General features: G+C 42.3%; 25 protein-coding genes. 22 read left to right on the forward strand and 3 right to left on the reverse strand.

The window, feature by feature from the left end:
* The first annotated feature begins 257 nt into the window (after window positions 1–257).
* The 20 genes from hemW to ldcB all read left to right on the forward strand — a co-directional run bounded on the left by hemW (window position 258) and on the right by ldcB (window position 18,608).
* A complete protein-coding gene (gene hemW, locus O3646_RS01450) occupies window positions 258–1,388 on the forward strand; it encodes a radical SAM family heme chaperone HemW (RefSeq protein WP_320909982.1) in 1,131 nt (376 codons plus the stop codon).
* A gap of 3 nt (window positions 1,389–1,391) precedes the next feature.
* Window positions 1,392–2,147, forward strand: a complete 756-nt coding sequence (locus tag O3646_RS01455) for an acyl-ACP thioesterase domain-containing protein (protein ID WP_254732417.1) — start codon at window positions 1,392–1,394, stop codon at window positions 2,145–2,147.
* On the forward strand, window positions 2,137–2,823 hold the full coding sequence (locus O3646_RS01460) for a hypothetical protein (protein ID WP_320909983.1): 687 nt from the start codon (window positions 2,137–2,139) through the stop codon (window positions 2,821–2,823). The genes O3646_RS01455 and O3646_RS01460 overlap by 11 nt, the downstream gene beginning before the upstream one ends.
* Window positions 2,824–3,594, forward strand: coding sequence for a TIGR01457 family HAD-type hydrolase (locus O3646_RS01465; RefSeq protein WP_320909984.1), 771 nt, complete (start codon window positions 2,824–2,826; stop codon window positions 3,592–3,594).
* Window positions 3,587–4,207, forward strand: a complete 621-nt coding sequence (locus O3646_RS01470) for a TIGR01906 family membrane protein (RefSeq protein ID WP_371610419.1) — start codon at window positions 3,587–3,589, stop codon at window positions 4,205–4,207. Before O3646_RS01465 ends, O3646_RS01470 begins: the two co-directional genes overlap by 8 nt.
* A complete protein-coding gene (locus O3646_RS01475; protein WP_061590816.1) occupies window positions 4,204–5,187 on the forward strand; it encodes a CPBP family intramembrane glutamic endopeptidase in 984 nt (327 codons plus the stop codon). Before O3646_RS01470 ends, O3646_RS01475 begins: the two co-directional genes overlap by 4 nt.
* Before the next feature lie 201 nt (window positions 5,188–5,388).
* Window positions 5,389–7,221, forward strand: coding sequence for an excinuclease ABC subunit UvrC (gene uvrC / locus O3646_RS01480; protein ID WP_371610420.1), 1,833 nt, complete (start codon window positions 5,389–5,391; stop codon window positions 7,219–7,221).
* 549 nt (window positions 7,222–7,770) lie between these two features.
* Window positions 7,771–8,277 carry a hypothetical protein gene (locus tag O3646_RS01485; RefSeq protein WP_371610421.1) on the forward strand — a complete coding sequence of 169 codons (507 nt, stop codon included), beginning with the start codon at window positions 7,771–7,773 and terminating at the stop codon, window positions 8,275–8,277.
* Window positions 8,278–8,286: 9 nt separating this feature from the next.
* A complete protein-coding gene (locus tag O3646_RS01490) occupies window positions 8,287–8,511 on the forward strand; it encodes a hemagglutinin (protein WP_371610422.1) in 225 nt (74 codons plus the stop codon).
* A complete protein-coding gene (locus O3646_RS01495; protein WP_320909118.1) occupies window positions 8,508–8,915 on the forward strand; it encodes a hypothetical protein in 408 nt (135 codons plus the stop codon). The genes O3646_RS01490 and O3646_RS01495 overlap by 4 nt, the downstream gene beginning before the upstream one ends.
* A 172-nt stretch (window positions 8,916–9,087) precedes the next feature.
* Entirely contained in the window at window positions 9,088–9,885 is a 798-nt protein-coding gene (gene imm47 / locus O3646_RS01500) for an Imm47 family immunity protein (RefSeq protein WP_320909119.1), read from the forward strand.
* Window positions 9,886–9,993: 108 nt separating this feature from the next.
* Window positions 9,994–10,836 (forward strand): metallophosphoesterase family protein, encoded by an 843-nt coding sequence (locus tag O3646_RS01505; RefSeq protein WP_320909120.1) that lies wholly within the window; start codon window positions 9,994–9,996, stop codon window positions 10,834–10,836.
* A gap of 148 nt (window positions 10,837–10,984) precedes the next feature.
* Complete coding sequence (locus tag O3646_RS01510; RefSeq protein WP_003001591.1) at window positions 10,985–11,590, forward strand: nitroreductase family protein; 606 nt, start codon at window positions 10,985–10,987, stop codon at window positions 11,588–11,590.
* 34 nt (window positions 11,591–11,624) lie between these two features.
* On the forward strand, window positions 11,625–13,031 hold the full coding sequence (gene pepV / locus O3646_RS01515; RefSeq protein WP_320909121.1) for a dipeptidase PepV: 1,407 nt from the start codon (window positions 11,625–11,627) through the stop codon (window positions 13,029–13,031).
* A 52-nt stretch (window positions 13,032–13,083) separates the two neighbouring features.
* Complete coding sequence (locus tag O3646_RS01520; RefSeq protein ID WP_254726799.1) at window positions 13,084–13,668, forward strand: uracil-DNA glycosylase family protein; 585 nt, start codon at window positions 13,084–13,086, stop codon at window positions 13,666–13,668.
* A 12-nt stretch (window positions 13,669–13,680) separates the two neighbouring features.
* Window positions 13,681–14,172, forward strand: a complete 492-nt coding sequence (locus O3646_RS01525; RefSeq protein ID WP_003001656.1) for a prolyl-tRNA synthetase associated domain-containing protein — start codon at window positions 13,681–13,683, stop codon at window positions 14,170–14,172.
* Between the two features lie 13 nt (window positions 14,173–14,185).
* Complete coding sequence (locus O3646_RS01530) at window positions 14,186–14,470, forward strand: rhodanese-like domain-containing protein (protein WP_201087731.1); 285 nt, start codon at window positions 14,186–14,188, stop codon at window positions 14,468–14,470.
* A gap of 321 nt (window positions 14,471–14,791) precedes the next feature.
* Window positions 14,792–15,967: a DUF6574 domain-containing protein gene (locus O3646_RS01535; RefSeq protein ID WP_320909122.1), complete on the forward strand. Its 1,176-nt coding sequence runs from the start codon at window positions 14,792–14,794 to the stop codon at window positions 15,965–15,967.
* A gap of 66 nt (window positions 15,968–16,033) precedes the next feature.
* Complete coding sequence (locus O3646_RS01540; RefSeq protein WP_320909123.1) at window positions 16,034–17,818, forward strand: hypothetical protein; 1,785 nt, start codon at window positions 16,034–16,036, stop codon at window positions 17,816–17,818.
* 10 nt (window positions 17,819–17,828) lie between these two features.
* Entirely contained in the window at window positions 17,829–18,608 is a 780-nt protein-coding gene (gene ldcB / locus O3646_RS01545; protein ID WP_151191205.1) for an LD-carboxypeptidase LdcB/DacB, read from the forward strand.
* A gap of 312 nt (window positions 18,609–18,920) precedes the next feature.
* Here the strand turns inward: ldcB and O3646_RS01550 are convergent, their stop codons facing one another.
* The 3 genes from O3646_RS01550 to coaA form a co-directional block, all read right to left on the reverse strand.
* Window positions 18,921–19,430, reverse strand: coding sequence for a DNA topology modulation protein (locus O3646_RS01550; RefSeq protein ID WP_151191204.1), 510 nt, complete (start codon window positions 19,428–19,430; stop codon window positions 18,921–18,923).
* A 66-nt stretch (window positions 19,431–19,496) separates the two neighbouring features.
* On the reverse strand, window positions 19,497–19,745 hold the full coding sequence (rpsT, locus tag O3646_RS01555) for a 30S ribosomal protein S20 (protein WP_003007640.1): 249 nt from the start codon (window positions 19,743–19,745) through the stop codon (window positions 19,497–19,499).
* Between the two features lie 96 nt (window positions 19,746–19,841).
* Window positions 19,842–20,762 carry a type I pantothenate kinase gene (gene coaA / locus O3646_RS01560; protein ID WP_003007638.1) on the reverse strand — a complete coding sequence of 307 codons (921 nt, stop codon included), beginning with the start codon at window positions 20,760–20,762 and terminating at the stop codon, window positions 19,842–19,844.
* A 90-nt stretch (window positions 20,763–20,852) separates the two neighbouring features.
* Here coaA and O3646_RS01565 point away from each other — a divergent pair, with 90 nt between their 5' ends.
* Both O3646_RS01565 and O3646_RS01570 read left to right on the forward strand, forming a co-directional pair.
* Window positions 20,853–21,446, forward strand: coding sequence for a class I SAM-dependent methyltransferase (locus O3646_RS01565; protein WP_070594890.1), 594 nt, complete (start codon window positions 20,853–20,855; stop codon window positions 21,444–21,446).
* Window positions 21,443–22,720, forward strand: coding sequence for a pyrimidine-nucleoside phosphorylase (locus O3646_RS01570; protein WP_371610423.1), 1,278 nt, complete (start codon window positions 21,443–21,445; stop codon window positions 22,718–22,720). The genes O3646_RS01565 and O3646_RS01570 overlap by 4 nt, the downstream gene beginning before the upstream one ends.
* The last annotated feature ends 2 nt before the right edge of the window (window positions 22,721–22,722 follow it).

Below are 22,722 nucleotides of genomic sequence, written 5' to 3' on the forward strand. Positions count from 1 at the left end.
GGAACCCAAACAGAAAAAGATCTAATATAGCCAACAAGAAGTTGGAGAATAGGCAAGAGGGTACACAAAAAGAGATAGAACAAGCAGTCCACTAAATAAAGTATTTTATTTAACGAAACTTAGTTGTTCATATCTCCTTACCTCCGAATATGATTAGATTTATTCTATTCCTTTTATTCGTTAATGTCAAGGAATTCCTTGCTTCTTATTCCCTTTTCTTTTCGGACTCGGGGGGATTTTATGGTATAATTAAAGATATGCATACAAAACCAACGTCCGCTTATGTCCACATCCCATTTTGTACCCAGATTTGTTTTTATTGTGATTTTTCGAAGGTCTTTATTAAGAACCAACCAGTCGATGCTTATTTGGATCATTTGATCCAAGAATTTCGTCGGGAAGAAATCACACACTTACGGACTCTCTATATTGGGGGTGGGACACCGACAGCCTTATCTGCAGATCAGCTAGCCTATCTGCTCAAGGAACTGACCAAGTCGCTTGATCTGTCTCAGATGGAAGAGCTGACGATCGAGGCCAATCCTGGTGATTTGGATCCGGATAAGATTGCGGTCTTGAAGGATTCGCCAGTTAATCGGGTTTCATTGGGCGTGCAGACCTTTGATAATCGCTTGCTCAAGAAGATTGGTCGAAGTCACCAAGAGCAGGACATTTATGACAATATCGACCGTCTGAAGCTGGCTGGTTTTGACAATATTTCGATCGACCTCATCTATGCGCTTCCGACACAAACCATGGACCAGGTCAAAGAGAATGTTGCTAAGGCTCGTACCCTTGACATTCCCCACATGAGTCTTTATAGCTTGATTCTGGAGAATCACACAGTCTTTATGAATCGCATGAGACGGGGCAAGCTTCCTCTACCAAAAGAGGAGTTGGAAGCAGAGATGTTTGAATACATTATTCAGGAGTTGGAGCGAGCGGGCTTTGAGCATTACGAAATTTCTAATTTCTCCAAGCCTGGTTTTGAAAGTCGACACAATCTCATGTATTGGGACAATGCTGAGTATTATGGTCTGGGAGCTGGAGCATCCGGCTATGTCGATGGGATTCGCTACAAGAATCATGGCCCCATTCGTCACTATATGCAAGCTGTCGAAGAGGGAAATGCGCGTGTCCAAGAAGAGCATCTGACTCAGACAGAAATGATGGAAGAAGAGATGTTTCTAGGACTACGTAAGAAAACAGGCGTTTCCAAGAAGCGTTTTGAAGAAAAATTTGGTGTGAATTTTGACCAACAATATGGATCAGTGGTTGAGGAATTGACCCAGCAGGGCCTGTTGGTCCCTGACAAGGACATTGTACGAATGACCAAGAAAGGTCTCTTTTTAGCAGACACTGTAGCAGAGAAGTTTATTTTGGAGTAGAAAATGGCAAAAACATTTGAATACAGCATGAAAATTCCGTTTGATATGAGCGATGTCAATGGTTATATTAAGATTCCCCAATTGATCTTGCTGTCTTTACAGGTATCGGGCATGCAATCGATTGAGCTGGGTATGAGTGATATGTACATTTTAGAGAACTACAATCTAGTCTGGATTATCACGGATTACAATATGAAGATCGAGCGTCTCCCTGTTTTTGATGAGAAAATCACTATCGAAACCTATGCCAAGAGTCACAATCGACTTTTCTGCTACCGGGCCTTTAATATCAAGGATGAAGCAGGAAATACTATCATTGAGATGGTCGCGACCTTTGTCTTGATGGATCGGGATACACGCAAGGTTCATCCTGTTATGAGTGAAATCACGGATGCCTTTGACTCTGAATTTTCAAAAACCATGCTACGCGGTCCCCGTTTTAAGGAATTAGAGGGGGGCGTCGAACAAGAATACCGGGTTCGGTTTTACGACTTGGATATGAACGGACATGTCAACAATAGCAAGTACTTGGACTGGGTTTTTGAGGTGATGGGAGCAGACTTCTTGACCCATCATGTCCCTAAAAAAGTTCATCTGAAATATGTCAAAGAAGTGCTAGCAGGAGGTCTCATCACCTCTCAATATGAACAAGAGGGCTTGAAAACTCAGCACCAAATTATTTCAGATGGTCAGATCAATGCCCAAGCTGAAATTGAGTGGGAAAAAGTAGAAGAAAAGGGTTGGACTTATGGAAAGTAGAAGATTAAAAAATAAAAAACAGGAACTTGAAAGCTATCAAAAACGGGTTGTGGCCTATGCCAAGCGTCAAAAGAACCCTTTGTACATGTTGGGAGATTGGCTCTTGACTCTTTGTGCTTTGGGCATCATCCTGGTAGAGGAAATTTATAAATTTTTCCGCTATCGCTTGAATTTAGAGAGTTTTAATCGCTTTTTAAGAGAAGATGTACGCTGGTATCGGGTCTGGATCCATTTCACCTTGGCCTTTCTTTTACCGGTCATGATCTTCTCGATTGGGATTACTAGCCAATCAGGATCCTTCTGGTCCAATTTCTATCACCGCTTGTCTCAAGGCGTGCTCTTTAGCACAACAGTCAGCCTCGCTGCGACCTTGGTGACGGATTTTGTGGAGAATTTGCAACCAGAAACCAAGTCAGACGGCCGGAACCGGAGCACCAAGCGCACGGTTTATCAAATCAGTGTGGATCAGGCAACTGTAATAGGCTTGTTATTGACCATTGTGATCCTCATGGTGGCTTCCTTCTTGTTTACCCAATCAGGAAGTCAAGGAATCAATTTTACAGGTTTGATTTTACAATTTATCCTCTATGCTGGAGCCTTGCTCTTGTATGGATCTGGTGGACGAGTCGATACAGAGAAGTTGTATGAAAAAGCTGAAACAGAAAGGGAAGAATAAATGCACTACAAGGGCTATTTAATTGATTTGGATGGCACCATTTACAAAGGAAAATCACGAATTCCAGCAGGAGAAGCTTTTGTTCATGAATTACAGGCGCGTGAAATTCCCTATCTCTTTGTCACCAATAACACAACCCGCACACCAGAGACTGTTCGGGATATGCTGGCGACTCACTTCAATATTGAAACCCCAGTGTCGACCATCTATACAGCTACCCTTGCGACCATTGACTACATGAACGACCAAAACTTGGGCAAAAAGGTCTATGTGATTGGAGAAGCGGGGCTCAAAGATGCTATTGAAGAAGCTGGCTATATTATCGATGAAGAAGCACCTGATTATGTGGTGATTGGCCTCGATTGGCAAGTGGATTATGAGAAATTTGCTAAAGCAACCTTGGCGATTCAAAAGGGAGCGCACTTTATAGGGACCAACCCTGACCTTAATATCCCAACGGAGCGTGGCTTGCTGCCAGGTGCAGGATCCCTGATTGCCCTTGTCGAAGCAGCGACACGGGTCAAGCCAGTGATCATTGGCAAACCAAAGGCCATCATTATGGATAAGGCCATTGAACACTTGGGGCTTGAAAGAGAAGAAGTGGTTATGGTCGGGGACAATTATTTAACAGATATTCGTGCAGGTATTGACAATGGGATTCCAACCCTTTTGGTGACGACAGGTTTTACCAAACCAGAAGAAGTGTCAACCTTACCAATCGCACCGACACATGTTGTTGCCAGTCTAGCGGAGTGGGATTTTGATGCTTAAAAGTCTGAAATCAATTAACCTATTTTTCTTTATCTTGTCAGCTGCAATCCTTCTTACCATTGCTCTCGCTTGGGCCCTCTATCCCATGGAAATTCATTGGTTGGGGATTCAAAGCCGGACTGGTTATTCGGCTTCTGCCATCATGAAGAATTTTAATGTCTTGATGAACTACTTGACCAATCCTTTTCAATGGGTGTTGAAGATGCCTCAATTCCCCTCTTCAAAAAATGGCTTGCACCATTTTGAGGCCGTCAAGTACCTATTTCACTTAGTGACGGTCGTTTTCGTGGTCACACTACCTGGTTTTATCCAGTTTATGCGGACAGTCGTCAAAAAAGGCTACCTGACCTTGTACCGTAGTCTCTTCTTTTGGATGATGGTTTTACCAGTAGTGCTTGCAGTGATAGCTGTTATAATTGGTTTTGATCAATTCTTTACGCTTTTTCATCAGGTCTTATTTGCTGGGGACAATACTTGGCTCTTTGATCCGCGCGTGGATTCGATTATTCTTGCATTACCAGAAGACTACTTTATGCATGCCTTTTTGATTTTCTTTGTCTTATACGAAGGAATGTGTGCGAGTTTTTATCTATTTTCTAGGAGGAAGAAATGAACCAATACAACCGATTATTAGACCCTAAAAAAGATATAGGAAGGTATTCCGGGACCCTTGCCATTTATCTCTTGGTAATGACCTTGGTAACCGTCCTGTGGGAAGTCCTCCTTGGATTGACCATAGCAGGCTCTCTCAGAAAAGATCCAAGTCAAGTAACGGAAAAACTCAATGCCCTGAATGTTTGGGCTGGTATTCCCTACCTTATCTCTATTTCCATTGGACTCTTTCTCTTTAATGCCTATCGCAAGAAGGCCCTTTATAAATATGATCTTAAGCACAAGGGACGTAAGATGACTCTTTCAGTCTTCTTTATTCTTCTCGCCTTTCTTGGCTTTTCTCAAGTCTTTTCATCTGTGATGACACAAGTGATTGAGCGCATGTTTGAGACCATTGGCCTTCATTCTCCAACACCCGATCTAGGTGATACGATTGAGCGATCATGGACCATGCTCTTGTATGCTGGATTTTTTGGTCCTATCACAGAGGAATTCTTCTTCCGTGGGGCCGGCTTGCGAGGCTTGGAACGGTATGGGAAGATTTTTGCTATTGTCATGACGGCTATCTTGTTTGGTCTCTTCCATGCCAATTTTGACCAGCTCTTTTTCGCAAGTATCATTGGTCTAGGTTTCGGCTACATTGCCTTTGAATACAATATCTGGTGGGCTATTTTCTATCACATTTTCAATAATTTTGTGATTTCCCAAGGCTTGCATTATGTGGCCTATCATGTGGACGAGGGACTAGCGAATTGGCTCCAAATTGCTGTTTTAGCTATTGGTTCCATTGTCATGATAGTGGTTCTTGCGACTAAATGGCCAGCTATCAAGGCTTATATTCAAGCCAATAAACCTCAGCCGGGAGTTTTCCAGCGTGCCCTCGCGTCCTTCTGGTTCTGGTTCTTCGTGCTATTCACTATCCTGATGTCTATTGTTCCTTATGTGATTCCGATCTTTCAGATGGCTAATCTCAAAGGATAAAGTTTATCGATTGCTAGTAAAGGGGGATCCTTTTAGATCCCTCTTTTTTGCTATGAAAAAGGGCAAGTGAAGATAAAGGATTGAGGATGAGGGTCTGATATACTATTTAATAATTATTTTTTACTTGATGAAGGTGGATAACAATAATACAAACATACTAGAGAGAGGCTAACCCCTCTCTTTTTTGCTATAATAGAAAGTATGAATAACTTGATTAAATCCAAGCTCGAGCTCTTGCCGACGAGTCCGGGCTGTTACATTCACAAAGACAAGAACGGTACCATCATCTATGTGGGGAAGGCCAAGAATCTTCGCAATCGGGTGAGGTCCTATTTCAGAGGAAGCCACGATACTAAGACGGAAGCCCTGGTATCTGAGATTGTGGATTTTGAGTTTATCGTTACCGAGTCCAATATTGAGGCCTTGCTTCTTGAGATCAACCTCATCAAGGAGAACAAGCCCAAGTACAATATCATGCTCAAGGACGATAAGTCCTATCCCTTCATCAAGATTACCAATGAGCGTTATCCCCGTCTTATCATCACGCGCCAGGTCAAAAAAGATGGCGGTCTCTATTTCGGTCCCTATCCAGACGTAGGAGCGGCTAATGAGATCAAAAGGCTTTTGGATCGGATTTTCCCTTTCCGCAAGTGCACCAATCCGCCTTCCAAGGTCTGCTTTTACTACCATTTAGGGCAGTGTATGGCTCACACAGTCTGCCACAAGGACGAGGCCTATTTCAAGGGCATGGCCCAGGAGGTTTCTGACTTCCTCAAGGGGCAGGATGACAAGATTATCGATGAGCTCAAGCTCAAGATGAATACCGCTGCGCAAAACATGGAATTTGAGCGGGCAGCCGAGTACCGCGATCTGATCCAGGCCATCGGGACCCTGCGGACCAAACAGCGGGTCATGGCTAAGGATTTGCAGAACCGGGATGTCTTTGGCTACTACGTGGACAAAGGCTGGATGTGTGTGCAGGTCTTCTTTGTCCGTCAGGGTAAGCTGATCGAGCGCGACGTCAACCTTTTTCCTTACTACAATGATCCGGACGAGGATTTTTTGACCTATGTGGGGCAGTTTTACCAGGAGAAATCCCACCTGATCCCCAATGAAATCCTGATCCCTCAGGATATCGATGAGGAAGCGGTCAAGGCCCTAGTGGATACCAAGGTCCTCAAGCCCCAGCGTGGGGAGAAGAAGCAGTTGGTCAATCTGGCTATTAAAAATGCGCGTGTCAGTCTGGAGCAGAAGTTCAATCTCCTTGAAAAATCCATGGAGAAGACCCAAGGTGCTATTGAAAACCTTGGAAAACTCCTGCAAATCCCAACTCCTGTGCGTATTGAGTCCTTTGACAACTCCAACATCATGGGGACCAGTCCCGTTTCTGCCATGGTGGTCTTTGTCAATGGGAAGCCAAGTAAAAAGGACTACCGCAAGTACAAGATCAAGACCGTTGTCGGACCAGATGACTATGCCAGCATGCGGGAGGTCATTCGCAGACGCTACAGTCGGGTCATGCGGGATGGCTTGACGCCACCAGATCTAATCGTCATCGATGGGGGTCAGGGCCAGGTTAATGTCGCTAAGCAAGTCATCCAAGAAGAGTTGGGGCTGGACATTCCCATCGCAGGCCTGCAAAAGAATGACAAGCACCAAACCCATGAATTGCTCTTCGGTGATCCTCTCCAAGTCATCGAACTTTCTCGAACCTCGCAGGAATTTTTCCTCCTGCAACGGATCCAGGATGAGGTCCACCGTTTCGCCATCACCTTCCACCGCCAGCTTCGGTCTAAGAATTCCTTCTCCTCCCAGCTGGATGAGATCGAAGGCTTGGGACCAAAACGCAAGCAGTTGCTGATGAAACACTTCAAGTCACTGACCAAGATCAAAGAAGCTACTGTGGAAGAGATCGTCACAGTTGGCATCCCACGAGCAGTCGCGGAGGCGGTGCAAGCCAAGCTCCATCAAGGAAAGCAGGAAGAAGCAAGTCCATTGATGGAAGTGGCGGAGTCCGCAAAAGACTTGCAGTAAAGATAGGACACCAGAGGGTCAAGAGCTTGATTATTTATTGGAAATCGTAGAGTCATTGGGCTATGAAGTTCAATATGATAAGCGAGAACGATTTTTCCATATTAACTTGCAGCAAGTTGAGAATTTTCGTTTTGGTTTTCATTTTGTTTTTGAACATGGTAGATTGGAATTGATTTGGGTCATATATGAAGGAGATAAAGTCATCATGGGTAGTCCCTTTGAAATGGCTAATTTCTAGAGAGTATATTATTCTAGATCCAGTTATTTCTGATTATATTGATTTTCGGGATGTTATGAAAATTGCTTTTGAAATGTATGAGGATTTTAAACAAGCATTTATAAAGATTGCTAAAAATCAATAATTTAAAAATTTCAATTGGCCATCAGGCTCGTTCCATGCCAAAATGTGGTAACTAAGGTGTTATCGCATTTTTTATTTTTGTGAGTTTTTGTTATACTTGATTTAAACTTCTAACACTTTTTTACCAGTCAGCTACTGGTCACCTCGGGAATAAATACAAATCCTATAGAGCAAGTCAAGCAGCTAATGTGAACATCCACAGTGGGGAAGCGACTAGCTTTAAGGCTAGTATTAAAGATCGTGTCAAAACAACTTGGACGGAAGTTAAGACCAAGGTGGGTGATGTCAAGGTTCAAGCTGGAGAAGCTTTTGATAACTTCAAGAACCGTGTTTCAAATGTGAAGAACAAAACTGTTGCAGCAGGAGCAGAAGCGCTTCCAATAAAGTTCGGAACTTCAATGATTCGGAACTTCAATGATGCGATGGAAACAGGTCGACAAAATGTTCAAAACATGATGGATTCCATTGGAAATCAACGTCAACCTGCCTTTGCTCTTGCAGGGGATGGAAATGTTAATCTACCAAAGTCTAACGTCTCAACGAAGATAGATGATTTCGCCGATCGCATCCAACAAATCTCAGTCGATCACAAACAGAAGATTGCAGCATTTGAAGGTAGAGGTGGGGGAAGATCGATTCCTACACCAGTTAATAATATGCAAGAATTTTTTGAGACGGATTTTGGTGAACAGTAAAAAAGTTCGGTGAGAAAGACAAAGAAGCGATATGATGGACAAACTATTTATGAAGTAGTAGATAAGAGTATTCCTGGGCTTAAAAAAGGTGATCAGATATATTTAGATGGTATGCATAAAGACCATTTGGAAGTATTTAAGTCGAATGGAGAATTTAAAAAAGTAATAAATATTGACGGTACAATAAACAAAATGAAGACCAAATTAGGAGCAGGGCGGAGACTAAATAAATGATTGAAGTAAGCAAACTAATAAGACAATATATCGATTTTTTTGAACAATTAAATATTAAACAGCATATAGATAATTCTGAATATCTTATTGATTTAAAAACTTGTGAGAATGAAATAGAAGACTACTTGGAGCAATTAAAAAATGGAATTACCTTGTTAGACAAAAAGAAAGATAAGATTTCTTCATCAAAAGATCAAGATTATACAACTGGTTTTGTAGATGTCTTTTTGGCTCTAGACGGATTAGCAGATAGCTTTTCAGAATTTAATCAAATGTCCATAAAATTAAATAAGCAATTTATGTATCATAGCGGTGAAATCACTCATGAAGAATACCTAGATAATGGTTACTTGAATGTAGAGGTTGTAGAGGATGAAGAAGCCGATGATGAAGGGAATATCTAGTTCATTCTAGAACCTTATTATAATATAGTCTAAACCATTCATATTCATGTGGATGGTTTTCACGTTTTGTACTCATTTTTGTTATACTAGTTTTATTGTATGCTGATTTAGGCGGGGCGAGATGTGATCACACGTCTTAAAATACAATAGGAACGAATGGATTTTAGGTTTGATGGAAAATAACTTACTACTGACAGGAGTAGATTTTGGTGGGGTTAGTCCTTTGTCTCTTAAAGAGTTGAAAACTAATCTAGAGTCTATTTCTGATGAAAAAGAATGTATTTTACTGATTGCAGAGATATTAAAAAAGGGGGATTTTTCAGTTAAACCATTGTTGATTGAACTGATGAATCAAACGAAAGATGAATCTGTCTTAAATTTGTGTATTCGATTGTTTTGCTCGGTATGCACCAATGAAGATTTAAGGGATGTTTCCAATCTTAGATGTTTATCCGATGTGTCAGAATTTGCTATTTTTACATTTGTCACTGGTGCTGTGGACACGATGTCCTATGAAGTAGTCCCTTATTTGCTTGCACTTTGGGACGAGTGGGAAGATAGCGATTCAGACATTGAATATGCGATCCAAGATGCATTGGATGATTATTTTTATGATCAGAAATTATCGACGGAGGAAGCAACCGAAGAAGAGGTTGAAGAATTATGGTCGCTAGTAAGCGAACAGAAAGAACCAGATACCTATTACTATAAGGGCTCTCCTGTCTTTCCGGGAATGTTTGCTAAGGAAATCATGACTTCATTGTATACTGGTATCCAAGTTGAAGGTAAGTTTCATAAATACCTTCAATCTACTCTCCTTTCTACATTTACTGGTAAAAGGGTTCCAGTAAAAGTTAACGAAACAATTTCAAGAAAAGATATCGATAATATGATTGATTACATTGAAGATGTTTCCAAGCGAGACTGGGTCGAAGGAAGAAAATATTTTTATGGTTTTGAAATCAAATGATGACTGGTCGTTTAAAATGTGATATCCAAGTGTGATCACATTTTTTATTTTTGCTCGTTTTTGTTATACTTAAGGCACACAGATTTTTCAATCCATAAAGGAGTAGATATGAACCATCGAATCGCCATTTTATCTGATATACACGGAGATACGACAGCCCTGGAGGCAGTGATTGCGGATGCGCGTGCTCTAGGCACAACGGAATACTGGCTTTTAGGAGACATTTTGCTTCCGGGGCCTGGAAGAGAGGACCTTTTTGAGTTGCTGGATGAGATTCCGATTACAGCGGCTGTTCGAGGAAATTGGGATGATTGTGTCCTAGAGGCCTTGGATGGCGAGTACGGGTTAGAGGATCCGCAGGAGATCCAACTTCTTCGCCTCACTCAGTACCTCATGGAAGGACTAGATCCTAAGCGGATCGATTGGTTTCGTTCGCTTCCATTGGTAGAGAAGAAGGAGGTCAATGGTATTCGTTTTTCACTGACCCACAACTTGCCAGAAAAGAATTATGGTGGAGACTTGCGTCCAGCAAATGTGACGGAGAACTTTGACCAATTGCTGGATGACCAGACGGATATGGCGATCTACGGTCATGTTCACAAGCAGTTGCTTCGCTATGGCAGTCAGGGCCAGCAGATTCTTAATCCAGGGACTATTGGCATGCCATATTTCGACTGGGAACCAATTCAAAACCACAGGGCCCAGTATACTCTGATCGATGTCGAAGAAGATGGGGTGACCAACCTGCAATTCCGGAAGGTAGCCTATGACTATGAAGCAGAGCTCCAAGATGCCAAGGACAAGGGCCTTCCCTTTATTGAGATGTACGAAGAATTGAGACACGAGGATAACTATCGAGGCCATAACATCGAGCTCCTAACTAGCTTAATTGAGAAATACGGTTATGGCAAAGAAGTAGCTACCTATTTCAATCTTTCCAATGAATCATAGATAGATCTCTTGTGTATTCAACTTATAAAAAAGAAGCGGATCTTCAAAATGTCCGCTTCTTTTTTCACAATCTTAGGCTGTAAAACCCTGCAAGCTCTTTCATTTTGTGTTAAAATAGAGGTAACAGAAATAGAAAAGGAAGAAGCTTATGAAATTTCTAGAGCTCAATAAAAAACGCCATGCGATCAAGCATTTCACTGATCAACCGGTCGATCCAAAGGATGTACGGACTGCCATTGAGATCGCCACCTTGGCCCCTAGCGCCCACAATAGCCAGCCTTGGAAATTTGTGGTCGTTCGTCAAAAAAATGCTGAATTGGCAAAATTAGCCTATGGTGCAAACTATGACCAAGTCATGGAAGCACCTGTGACCATCGCCCTCTTTACAGATACTGATTTGCAAAAACGGGCTCGCAAGATTGCGCGTGTCGGTGGAGTGAAAAACTTCACAGACGAGCAGTTGCAATACTTTATGCAAAATCTTCCTGCTGAATTTGCGCGCTATGATGCCCAACAAACAAGTGATTACTTGGCTTTGAATGCCGGTCTTGTGGCCATGAACTTGGTACTTGCTTTGACGGACCAAGGCATTGGAACCAATATTATCTTGGGATTTGATAAATCAAAAATCAATGAAGTATTGGACATCGAAGAGCGTTTCCGTCCGGAAGTCTTGATTACGGTTGGTTATGCGGCTGAAAAAGTAGAGCCAAGCTATCGCTTACCAGTGGACGAAATCATTGACAAACGCTAAGCCAATTAGCAATAAGAAGATTGAGGAGGAATTCATGACAACAGTTGACTTTAAAGCAGAAGTAGAAAAACGTCGCGATGAGATGATGGCTGACCTATACAGCCTCTTGGAAATCAATTCTGAACGCGATGACAGCAAGGCAGATGCAGAGCATCCTTTTGGACCTGGTCCTGTAAAAGCTATTGAAAAATTCTTGGAAATTGCCAAACGTGATGGCTATGAAACCAAGAATGTCGACAATTATGCCGGTCACTTTACTTTTGGTGAAGGAGAAGAAGAGCTTGGGATCTTTGCCCATATGGACGTCGTGCCTGCAGGTAGTGGCTGGAAGACAGATCCATATAAACCAGAAATTATCGATGGCAAGCTCTATGCGCGTGGTTCGTCTGATGATAAAGGGCCTACAATGGCCTGCTACTATGGTTTGAAGATCATTAAAGACCTAGGACTCCCTGTTTCTAAGCGCGTGCGCTTTGTTGTCGGTACGGATGAAGAATCAGGATGGGGCGACATGGATTACTATTTCAAACATGTCGGACTTCCTGAGCCAGATTTTGGCTTCTCACCAGATGCGGAATTCCCAATCATCAATGGGGAAAAAGGAAACATCACTGAGTACCTTCATTTTGGAAATGACAACACAGGAAGTGCCCATCTTCATAGCTTTACAGGTGGCCTTCGTGAAAACATGGTACCAGAGTCAGCGACTGCAGTCGTTTCTGGACAACTACCAGATCTTGCTGGCCTCTTAGATGCCTTTGCTAAGGAACACCAGCTTCAGTATGAAATCTCAACTGTTGATGAAGAAACCTATACCGTTACGATTGTTGGGAAATCTGCTCACGGATCAACCCCTGAAGATGGAATTAATGGTGCGACCTACTTGGCTCTCTTGTTGAACCAATTTGATTTTGGTGGTGCTGCTAAGGCTTACCTTCATGTGACAGCTTCACTTCTTCACGAAGATTTTGCCGGTGAAAAATTAGGAATTGCCCATACAGATGCGAAAATGGGACCATTGAGCATGAATGCAGGTGTCTTCCATTTTGATGAAAGCCAAGCAGACAACACTATTGCCCTCAATATCCGTTACCCTCAAGGTACAGATCCTGAAACCATCAAATCCACCCTTGAAAAGATCGAAGGAGTGGCTACAGTAAGCTTGTCAGCCCACGGTCACACACCTCACTATGTTCCGATGGATGATGAATTGGTATCCACCCTCTTGCGTGTTTACGAAAAACAAACTGGCCTCAAAGGACATGAACAAGTGATCGGTGGTGGTACCTTTGGTCGCCTCTTGAAACGTGGGGTTGCCTTTGGAGCTATGTTCCCAGACTATGTCAATACTATGCACCAAGCTAATGAGTTCGCAGATGTTGAAGACCTCTATCGTGCAGCAGCTATTTACGCAGAAGCCATCTATGAACTAATCAAATAATCCACTACTCGGCCAGTTTTTCTGGCTGAGTTTTTCCATAGAAGGAGGACTTATGTCAACGATTGAAAGCATTAAACAAGCCATTATGGCAGATCCTCAAAATAAAGAATATACGGATAAAGGAATCGAGCCACTCTTTGCAGCTCCAAAGACAGCTCGCATCAATATTATCGGACAAGCTCCAGGGATGAAGACGGAAGAAGCTGGTATTTACTGGAAGGATAAGAGTGGTGACCGCCTGCGCGAATGGTTAGGAGTTGACGAAGACACCTTTTATAATTCTGGTTTGTTTGCGGTCATTCCTATGGACTTTTATTTCCCAGGGCATGGAAAATCTGGTGACCTTCCACCTCGCAAAGGCTTTGCGGAAAAGTGGCACCCTCAACTCCTCAAGGAGTGTCCGGATATTGAATTGACCCTCTTAATTGGACAATATGCCCAAGCATACTACCTTCATGAAAAGGTTAGTGGCAAGGTAACCGAACGGGTTCACCATTTTAAAGATTATTTGCCAACCTATTTTCCACTCGTTCACCCTTCCCCTCGCAATCAAATCTGGATGGCTAAAAATCCTTGGTTTGAGGCAGAAGTGGTCCCAGAATTGCAAACCTTAGTCCAAGAGATCATTCAAAAATAAAGGAGAGCGAAGATGGATCCTTATCAACAAGTTAAAGAAAAATTAGATGAGTTGGGAATTTCATTTGATGTGGTGGAACACCCACCTGCATTCACGACGGAGCAAGCGGATTCTTATATTGAAGGCTTAGAAGGTGTCCGGACCAAGACCATGTTTTTGACCAACAAGAAGAAAACCCAATACTATTTGCTCATCATGGATGACCAGAAGCCATTGGATATGGATGATTTCAAAGAGCAAGTGGAAGCCAACCGGATCCGCATGGCTTCAGCAGATTCTTTAGCTGAAAAAATGCAATTACCGCCAGGAACGGTTTCTCCATTTGGTTTATTGAACAATGAAGAAAAAGATATTCGAGTCTATTTCGATAAAGACATTGTGTCAGAGGAGATCATGACCTTTCATCCCAATACCAACGAAAAAACGATCTTTATTAAAACCCAAGACTTGTTCCGATTTTTAGAGGCTATTGGCTTTCATTATGAAATTCTAACCCTTCCATAACAAAGGAGAAATCATGAAAGAAATTCCATTTTCAAGCTTTTACCAAGCTTATCAACAAGGAGATTTACACGTTCTTGATGTACGCGAGCAGGAGGAATATGATGCCCTTCACTTAGATGGGGTTCGTCTTCTTCCCTTATCTGAGTTAGCAAATCGCTACCAGGAATTAGAGAAGGATCATCCCTATTATGTCATCTGCAAGTCAGGGCGACGCTCAGCACGTGCTTGCCAATTTTTGGAAGAGCAAGGCTATGATGTGACCAACGTCCAAGGCGGCATGGATGCATTTGAATCCTAAGAAACGGGAGTGGGACAGAAATCGGTAATTCATTAAGAATTCGATTTCGTCGTCCCACCTCCGCACAGTTGAGTAGGGCTGTAAAAGCTGATGAAATCAGCGTAGTAGAGCCCACTCAACCACTGCGTCTTGCTCGACAATCCAAAAATAATTGAGAGGTTAGGACTTTTGTCCCAGCCTTTTTCTTTACTAATTTCTAAAAATGAGTAGAATTTGTATGTTTTTCAAAAGATATTACAGGGATTTTCCAGTCTTTCATTGAAAATGGTTCAGAAATTTTGTATAATACCCTAGTATAAACAATAGTTAAGGAGATTCATTATGTCAAAACAAGATTGGCTGGATTATTTCGAAGCCGTAAATGGTCGTTCTGCTAGTGCAGAAGAAATTGCTCAAGCACTGGCTGCAGGAGAATTTCAAGAAGAAGTAGTGGTTCCAGAAACCCCACAAACCCCAGAATTTGTTGCAGCGCCAACTGCCCCTGTTGAAGAACCAGTAGCAGCTCCACAAGACCCAGAATTTGTTACAGCGCCAACTGCCCCTGTGGAAGAACCAGTTGCTGCTCCACAAGCCCCAGAGTTTGTTGCAGCGCCAGCAGCTCCTCAAGCCCCAGAGTTTGTCGCAGCACCAACTGCCCCAACAGAAGAACCAGTCGCAGCTCCACAAGCTCCAGAGTTTGTCGCAGCGCCAGCTGCTCCTGCAGAAGAACCAGTTGCAGCTCCAGTTCAAGAACCGGCCCCTCAAGCAGCTCCAGCGAATGGACCTGCTTTCCAACAAGCTCCACAACAAACCTACCAACAACCTACACAAGCAGCTTATCAACAGGCTCCTTACCAAGGTCAACCAGGACAACCTTATCCTGGCCAACCAAGTCAATTTGGTGTAGCCGTTGGTGGTTACTGGAATTGGTTCCTTTCAGCTTTGAAACGTCCAACAGCTGTAGAAAATCCAAAAGCTCTTAACGGAATTTTACAGTATGTCTTAACTGCCTTTGTCTTGACCTTGGGCACTTTCTTCACAGCTAGTGGATTTACAGGTGGTTATGGAATGGATTTCCGTGCCTTTATGTTGACATTGATTTCCCTATTCTTTAGCCTTTACGCCTTCCAAGTAGCTGGATTCTTTGTTCGTCGTGTGGTTCTTCAAGATAAGGAATACAGTTACGGTCGTTCATTTGAAGAGTTTGGACGTTTGTCTGTTTACACTTTGCCACTTGCCCTTCTTGCTTTCTTAGTAGGTCTTGTAAAAGTTTATGAATTTTATGGCTTTGTAAACTTCCTTATTTTCTTCTTGTTCTTTGTTGGAACATGCTATGTCGTTCATCAAGGATTGAACAAGACAAGCTTTAAAGCAGATAAATTCTTGCTTCTAGTAGCATCATCTGTTGTCTTGCTTCTCATTGCCATCTTTGTCATTTATGTGAATGCTCGTATTTTAGAACAAGTAGCCGTAGGATTTATTCCTAGTGCTCCAAATTTCTCTAACTTTGGATTCTAACAATATCACAAAACGGAAGGTGGGGGAACCCACTTTCCCTATTTTATAATGAGGGAGAAGAGATCCATGCAAAAGAAATGGGTTGAATTATTTGAAAAAGTGATTGGTCGCAAACCGTCACCAGAAGAGTTTATGGCTGGGAAAGCCTGTGGATTTGATTTAAAACAAATTCAGTCTATCGCAGGCAATGCTCCAGAAGAAGTAGCTCCTGTAGAGGAACCGGTGCTTGAACCAGTTGAAGAAGTGAAGAATGTCGATCCTCTTCTAGCAGCTCGTCAGGCTTGGTTGCAACATTTTGAAGAAACCTATGGGCGCAAGCCAAGTGCAGAAGAATTTACCGCGGCTAAAAGTCAAAACTTTGAGTTTTTTGTAGGACCTGTGCCTGAAGCAGAATTTGTAACCCCAGATGCAACTGAAGAAACACAGGAATATGTCCCTCAACAGCAAACTCAAGAGTATACGGCTCCACTTGCCGCTGAGCAAACGCAGGTCTTTGCTGGTCCAAATGTTACAGAAGCAGGCCCAGCTCAGAAAAAACAAAAGGCCCCTAAAACGAAGGGTGAAAAGAAACTTTCCAAGAAGAAAATTGGGATTATTTCTGCTATTGCAGTCCTTGTGATCGCTTTGGTAGCAGCCTTCTTTTACTTCCAGTCAACAACGCGTGTCGAAGTGACTGCAGATAAATTTATTAAGGCAGTGGACACCAAGGATTATCGCGAAGCAGCAGATCTGCTTTCAACCGATAACGATAAATGGACAAAGGATGAAGCCGAAAGCTTTATTACCAGCATGGAAGATCAAGGGATTGATATCGGTACAGAGTTGAACAAGATCATCGATAATGGTGGAGAAGGCAGCTATACGGATAAATCTGGAAACAAGATCTTTGGTTTGGAAAAGGCGGACAAGAAATTTGGAATCTTCCAAGAATATCGTGTGGCTAGCTATCCAGTGCAAGTGAAGGTCAAGACTAATTTGGATCAAGCCAAACTTAAAGTGGCTGCCAATAAAACGGTGACCTTGAAGAAAGATGCAGTGACAGACCTTGGTTCTTTCCATTACAATACAAAAGAAATGGAATTGACTGCTAAAACAGAGGTCGGAAATGTTACTTCTAAGATCCATCTCAATCCTAAAAAAGCAACCAAGAATAACTTAGAATTGCAGTTGAATTCTGAAAAACGCAATTTAGAAGTTGAGTTTCCAGATGAAGTTGAAAACCCAACAGATGTGAAGGTTGTGGTTAACGGCAAAGAAGTCGGAACCAGCACGACCTTTGAGGTAGATAGCATCCCTTATCAAGAAATTGAAGTGCATGCTGTCTTCAACATGAATGGGGAAACCTATACAACTGAGAAGGCTAAGGTGACGATTGAAGAGGGTGAGAACGATCCGATCGAACTTAAACTAGCCAAAGATACCCTAAAACGCATCAAGAGTGCACAAGATGCTAAGAAAGAGCAAGCAGCCAAAGAAGAACAAAATCGGACCTTGGCAGAAGAGTTCTTGAAAGAGTACCGCGACGCAGTCTTTAGCTCCGTTTCAAACCGAAACAACACCTACTCTAAATACTATGACACACAAAGTCAAGCGTACAAGGACATGGTTGAATTCACAACTGGTGATGGTGTTCGAAAGGCTAAAATTGACTACTATACTCCAGGAGCATTGGACATTCAAAGTGTCACTGAAGAAAATGGTGTGGTGACGATCAAGACTTATGAAGACTTTACCGTGCATTATACCGATAGCCATCCAGATTCACAAAACCGCAAGTACAAGACCTACACTTTGAAAAAAGTAGGTGCAAGTTATGTGATTACGGATATTGTCGTAACAAAAGAATCATAGGAGATTCCTCATGAAAGCAAGATTTTCCAAATTAACTTTGGTGACAGTTGCCTTGTTAACCTTGACAGCTTGCTCCCAATCTCAATCCACTAGTTCTAAATCTTCTGCAAGAGAAGAAACTAAACAAACGCAGACTAAGTCTTCCAAAGGAACGTCTTCTGCAAAGGATACGTCAAAAGAAACTGGCAAAGAAGAGTCGTCAAAAGCTGGTAAGTCAGATGTGAAAGTGGATTCTGGTGTCAGCTATAATGGTTCCTACTATAGTGTCAAAGGGAAATATGGTGAGGTCATGATCGCCAACAAACATTATCCCTTGTCGCCTGACTTTAACCCAGGTGAAGATCCTGAAGCTGTTTCAGCCCTTCATGAATTGATCGCAGCCATGCAGGCAGAAGGTTATCCGATCAGTGACCAATATAGTGGTTTTCGTAGCTACGATACCCAAGTTGGCCTCTATCAAAACTATGTCAATCAAGATGGTCAGGAGGCAGCAGATCGTTATTCCGCAAGACCGGGTTATAGTGAACACCAAACTGGTTTGACCTTTGATTTGATCGATACCAGTGGTAATTTGGTAACTGAACCTGGACCAAGTAAGTGGTTGCTCAAGAACGCCGCTAAATATGGCTTTGTGGTTCGCTACCAAGAAGGAAAAGAAAAAGTGACAGGCTACATGCCAGAGAGCTGGCATCTCCGCTATATCGGAAAAGAAGCACAAGATATCGCTGACTCAGGTTTGAGTCTGGAAGAATACTATGGCTTCACCGGTGGCGATTACGTTGATAAATAAAAAAGGTTGGGATTGACATCCCAACCTCAGATTGAAGACAAAGTCATATAAAAAACTTTCCTTAGGTGAGTACGGACGTCAGCGAACTTCTACGAAGTTCCATGACTAATTATTGAGCCTAAGGTCTCAATAATTCCGAGTGCCTGAATCGTTATTGTTTCAGGCACTTTACTCACAGCGGAAAGTCTTGGTATTTTCTTGATTCATCTAAAAAATTGAACTCAATTTTATTTCTTATCAGAATCGCTTAATTTATTTTACTTTAAAATAGTTTGTCTACATTTTAAGGTTGGGATAGATATCCCAACCTTTTTATTGTATGTTTTTTAGAAACTCATCCAGCTCTTTTTGATTCTTGAGAGAGAGAAATTTGTCTGGATAGTTTTGGCCGATAGTCTGATAGCGTGTGACCTGTCTAGCTTGGCGACCGTCCCAAAGGATCCAACGGATGAATTCCCAGTCAAAGCGTTCGGGGCAACCTGCCGCCATACTCTCACGGACTCGGCCTTTATAACGGCGGTATCGTTTCCAGGCTCTAAAGAGGCAGTTCCAACGAGAGAAGTTGAGAAAGATAATCTGGTCGGCTTGCTCCATTCTTTCCTCATAGCAGCACCAAGAGTAATTGCCATCAATGACCCAGTCTCTATGATCGCTGAGAAACTGTCTCATCTCTTTCTCCATCCAATCCCGGTCACTGTCTATCCAGCCCGGTTGAAATTGAAGGGTGTCCATATGGAGCTTGGGAATGGAGTAGTAGCGAGCTAAGTTTTCAGCCAAGGTAGATTTTCCAGATCCAGAATAGCCGATAATAACAATTTTCATAAGCACCTCTCAAAAAATTAGGCACAAAAAAAGCTCCGGAGAGCTTGATTTTTATGCTGTTCTTGATTAACCAAGTTTCGCTGCAAGACGTGCTTTATCACGGCTAGCTTTGTTCTTGTGGATCAAACCTTTAGTTTCTGCTTTATCGATAGCTGAGCTAGCAGCGCGGTAAAGTTCTTCAGATGGGTTTGCTTCAAAAGCTTTGATTGCAGTACGCATAGCTGATTTTTGAGCTGAGTTTTTTTCGTTTTGTTTAACGTTCAATTCAGCGCGTTTGATAGCTGATTTAATGTTTGCCAAGTTATTCACCTCCATTGATAATCTAACTATCTCATTATATATGAAAAGTTAAGATTTGACAAGCCTAAAATAGCTTTTCCTTAAAAAAGTACCGTTAACAGGCCATTTTCTCTAGCGTTTGAGATAAATTTCGTCGATTTCATGGTTGGTTGCTTTATGGAGAATCAGATCAGCTCGGTTTCTGGTTGGTTGAATGTAATGTTGTAAGTTAACTAAATTAATGGATTCCCAGACCTGATGGGCCATGCTTAAAACTTCTTCTAGGGGTTGCTCTGTAAATCGATAGTAGTAGTTATTAGGATCATTCTGAGCTAATGCAAGGAGTTTTTGGAAGCGATCGATATACCAAGATTCGATATCGTCGACCGCGGCATCCACATAGATTGAAAAATCAAAGAAATCGGTCATATAGAGACTGTCATTTTGCGGATTTTGAAAGACATTGATTCCTTCGACAATGACAAAATCAGCTGGTAAAATCGTTTGCTTCTCATCTGGGACAATATCGTATATTTCGTGGGAATAGACAGGGATTTCTACGCTCTTGTTGTTTTTGATTTGATTAAGAAAATCAAGGAGCAATTCCATATCATAGCTTTCTGGAAATCCTTTTCGATTGAGGATCTCTTGTTCTTTTAAGATAGCATTTGGATAGAGGAAGCCATCTGTTGTCACCAATTCTACTGTCGAGCCTTCGAAGGTTCGCGACAGCAGGATTTGAAGTAAACGGCTAGTGGTAGATTTTCCAACCGCAACGCTCCCTGAAACCCCAATGATAAAGGGTTGGCGTTCACTCGTTTTTTGAAGAAAAATACCTTTTGAGAAGGCCAAATCTTCTTTGGAACGCTTGTAGATTCCAATCAGGTTTGTCAAAGGCAGGTAGACGTCACGTACATCCTGGAGGTTGATGCGGTCGTTGAAACTTTTAATAGAATTGAGCTCTGTTTGAGAGAGAGGTGGGGTGGTTTTGCGGTGCAAATTTTGCCAGGTTTCCCGATTAATTTTTTCAAAATGTAGAAATTCTTTGTCCATATGTCACTCCTATTGTAGTCTTTAGTATACCAATTTTTAGAGGTCATGTAAACGATTTAAAAAAGGAGTGAATTATGATAAAATAACCTTATGAGTAAAATGTATTTCGATGTAAACCCAGATGCAGCCCATGATATTCATGATCTGGCTGTTGTTTTATTGGGGCAAAAGATGAATTTTTATACGGACGCCGGCGTCTTTAGTAAAAAAATGATTGACTATGGAAGCCAGGTGCTCTTATCAACCCTGGATTTTCAAGAAGGGGAAAGTGTCCTCGATGTTGGCTGTGGCTATGGTCCAATTGGCCTCTCTCTAGCTAAAGCCCAGGGAGTCGCAGTGACCATGGTCGATGTCAATGAGAGGGCACTAGACTTGGCTAAGAAAAATGCTAGCCGAAACGGCGTGGAAGTTCAGATCTTTTCTTCGGATGTCTATGAAGCAGTCGAAGGGGTCTTTGACCATGTAATCAGTAATCCGCCGATCCGAGCTGGTAAGAAAGTGGTCCACCAAGTGATCACCGGTAGTTTTGAACATTTGAAACCAGGTGGAGACTTGACCATTGTCATTCAGAAAAAACAAGGGGCTCCGAGCGCTAAGGCCAAGATGGAAGAGACGTTTGGCAATTGTGAAATCGTAAAAAAAGACAAAGGCTATTATATTTTAAGAAGTGAGAAAGAATCATGAGAGCAGTAGATATCATTCAGAAAAAAAGAGATGGTCTTGCCTTAAACAAGGAAGAAATTGAATGGCTGATTGAGGGCTATGTTGCTGGAACGGTTCCAGATTACCAAATGTCCGCTTTTGCTATGGCTGTTTATTTTAAAGGGATGACGACGGAAGAAATCTCTCATATGACCATGAAGATGGTCCAAACGGGGCAACAGTTTGATCTGTCAGCTATTCCAGGAATCAAGGTGGACAAACACTCGACTGGTGGTGTAGGAGACAAGGTAACCTTGGTCTTGGTGCCTTTGGTTGCAAGTTTCGGAGTGCCGGTTGCAAAAATGAGTGGTCGTGGCTTAGGCCACACAGGTGGGACCATCGATAAGTTGGAATCCATTAAAGGTTTCCAGATTGAACGGAACCAAGAGGAATTTATCCAGCAGGTGCAGGAGATCGGCTTATCGGTCATTGGTCAATCCGACCAACTCGTAAAAGCAGACAAACTCTTGTATGCTCTGCGTGATGTGACAGCGACAGTGGACACCATTCCTTTGATTGCTAGCTCCGTCATGAGTAAGAAAATTGCAGCTGGTGCTGATGCCATTCTTCTCGATGTCACCGTTGGAGAAGGGGCCTTTATGAAGACCATTGAAGAGGCGCGTGAACTAGCTCGTACCATGGTGGATCTTGGAAATGCAGTGGGTCGGAAAACCATCGCTGTCATTACAGATATGAGCCAACCTTTGGGAACCAGCATTGGTAATCGTTTAGAGATTTTGGAAGCCCTGGATATTCTAAAAGGACAGGGGCGTGCTGATGTCACAGAGTTTATTTGTGAATTAGCACAAATCATGTTGAAATTGGCCAATGTAGATCAATCAATTGAAGCCATTCATGAACACTTGAGCAATGGACGAGCCTTAGCCAAGTTTGAAGAAATGGTCGTGGCACAAGGTGGAAACTTAGAGGATTTGCATCGTCCCGTCAAAGTAGATCAGGTCCTTGAAGTAACAGCAGATCAAGATGGCGTTATTGCAGCTTTACCTGCCATGGAATTTGGCCTGTTAGCCATGCGCTTGGGTGCTGGCCGTGCTGTCAAATCAGATCCCCTCGATTACGAAACAGGAATTGTGTTTGACAAAAAAGTGGGAGAGCACGTCAAAAAAGGGGAACGCATTGCCCGTATTTTCATGAATGAAAAAAATTCACAAGAAGGCGTTACAGAATTCAAAAAAAATGTTAAAATACTAGAAAGGGCTGAAAGCGTTAAAGAAATTATTGAAATAATATCTTAAGC

It is taken from the genome of Streptococcus sp. 27098_8_148, assembly GCF_041432105.1.
In the GTDB taxonomy this organism is placed as follows: Bacteria; Bacillota; Bacilli; order Lactobacillales; family Streptococcaceae; genus Streptococcus; species Streptococcus parasanguinis_AE.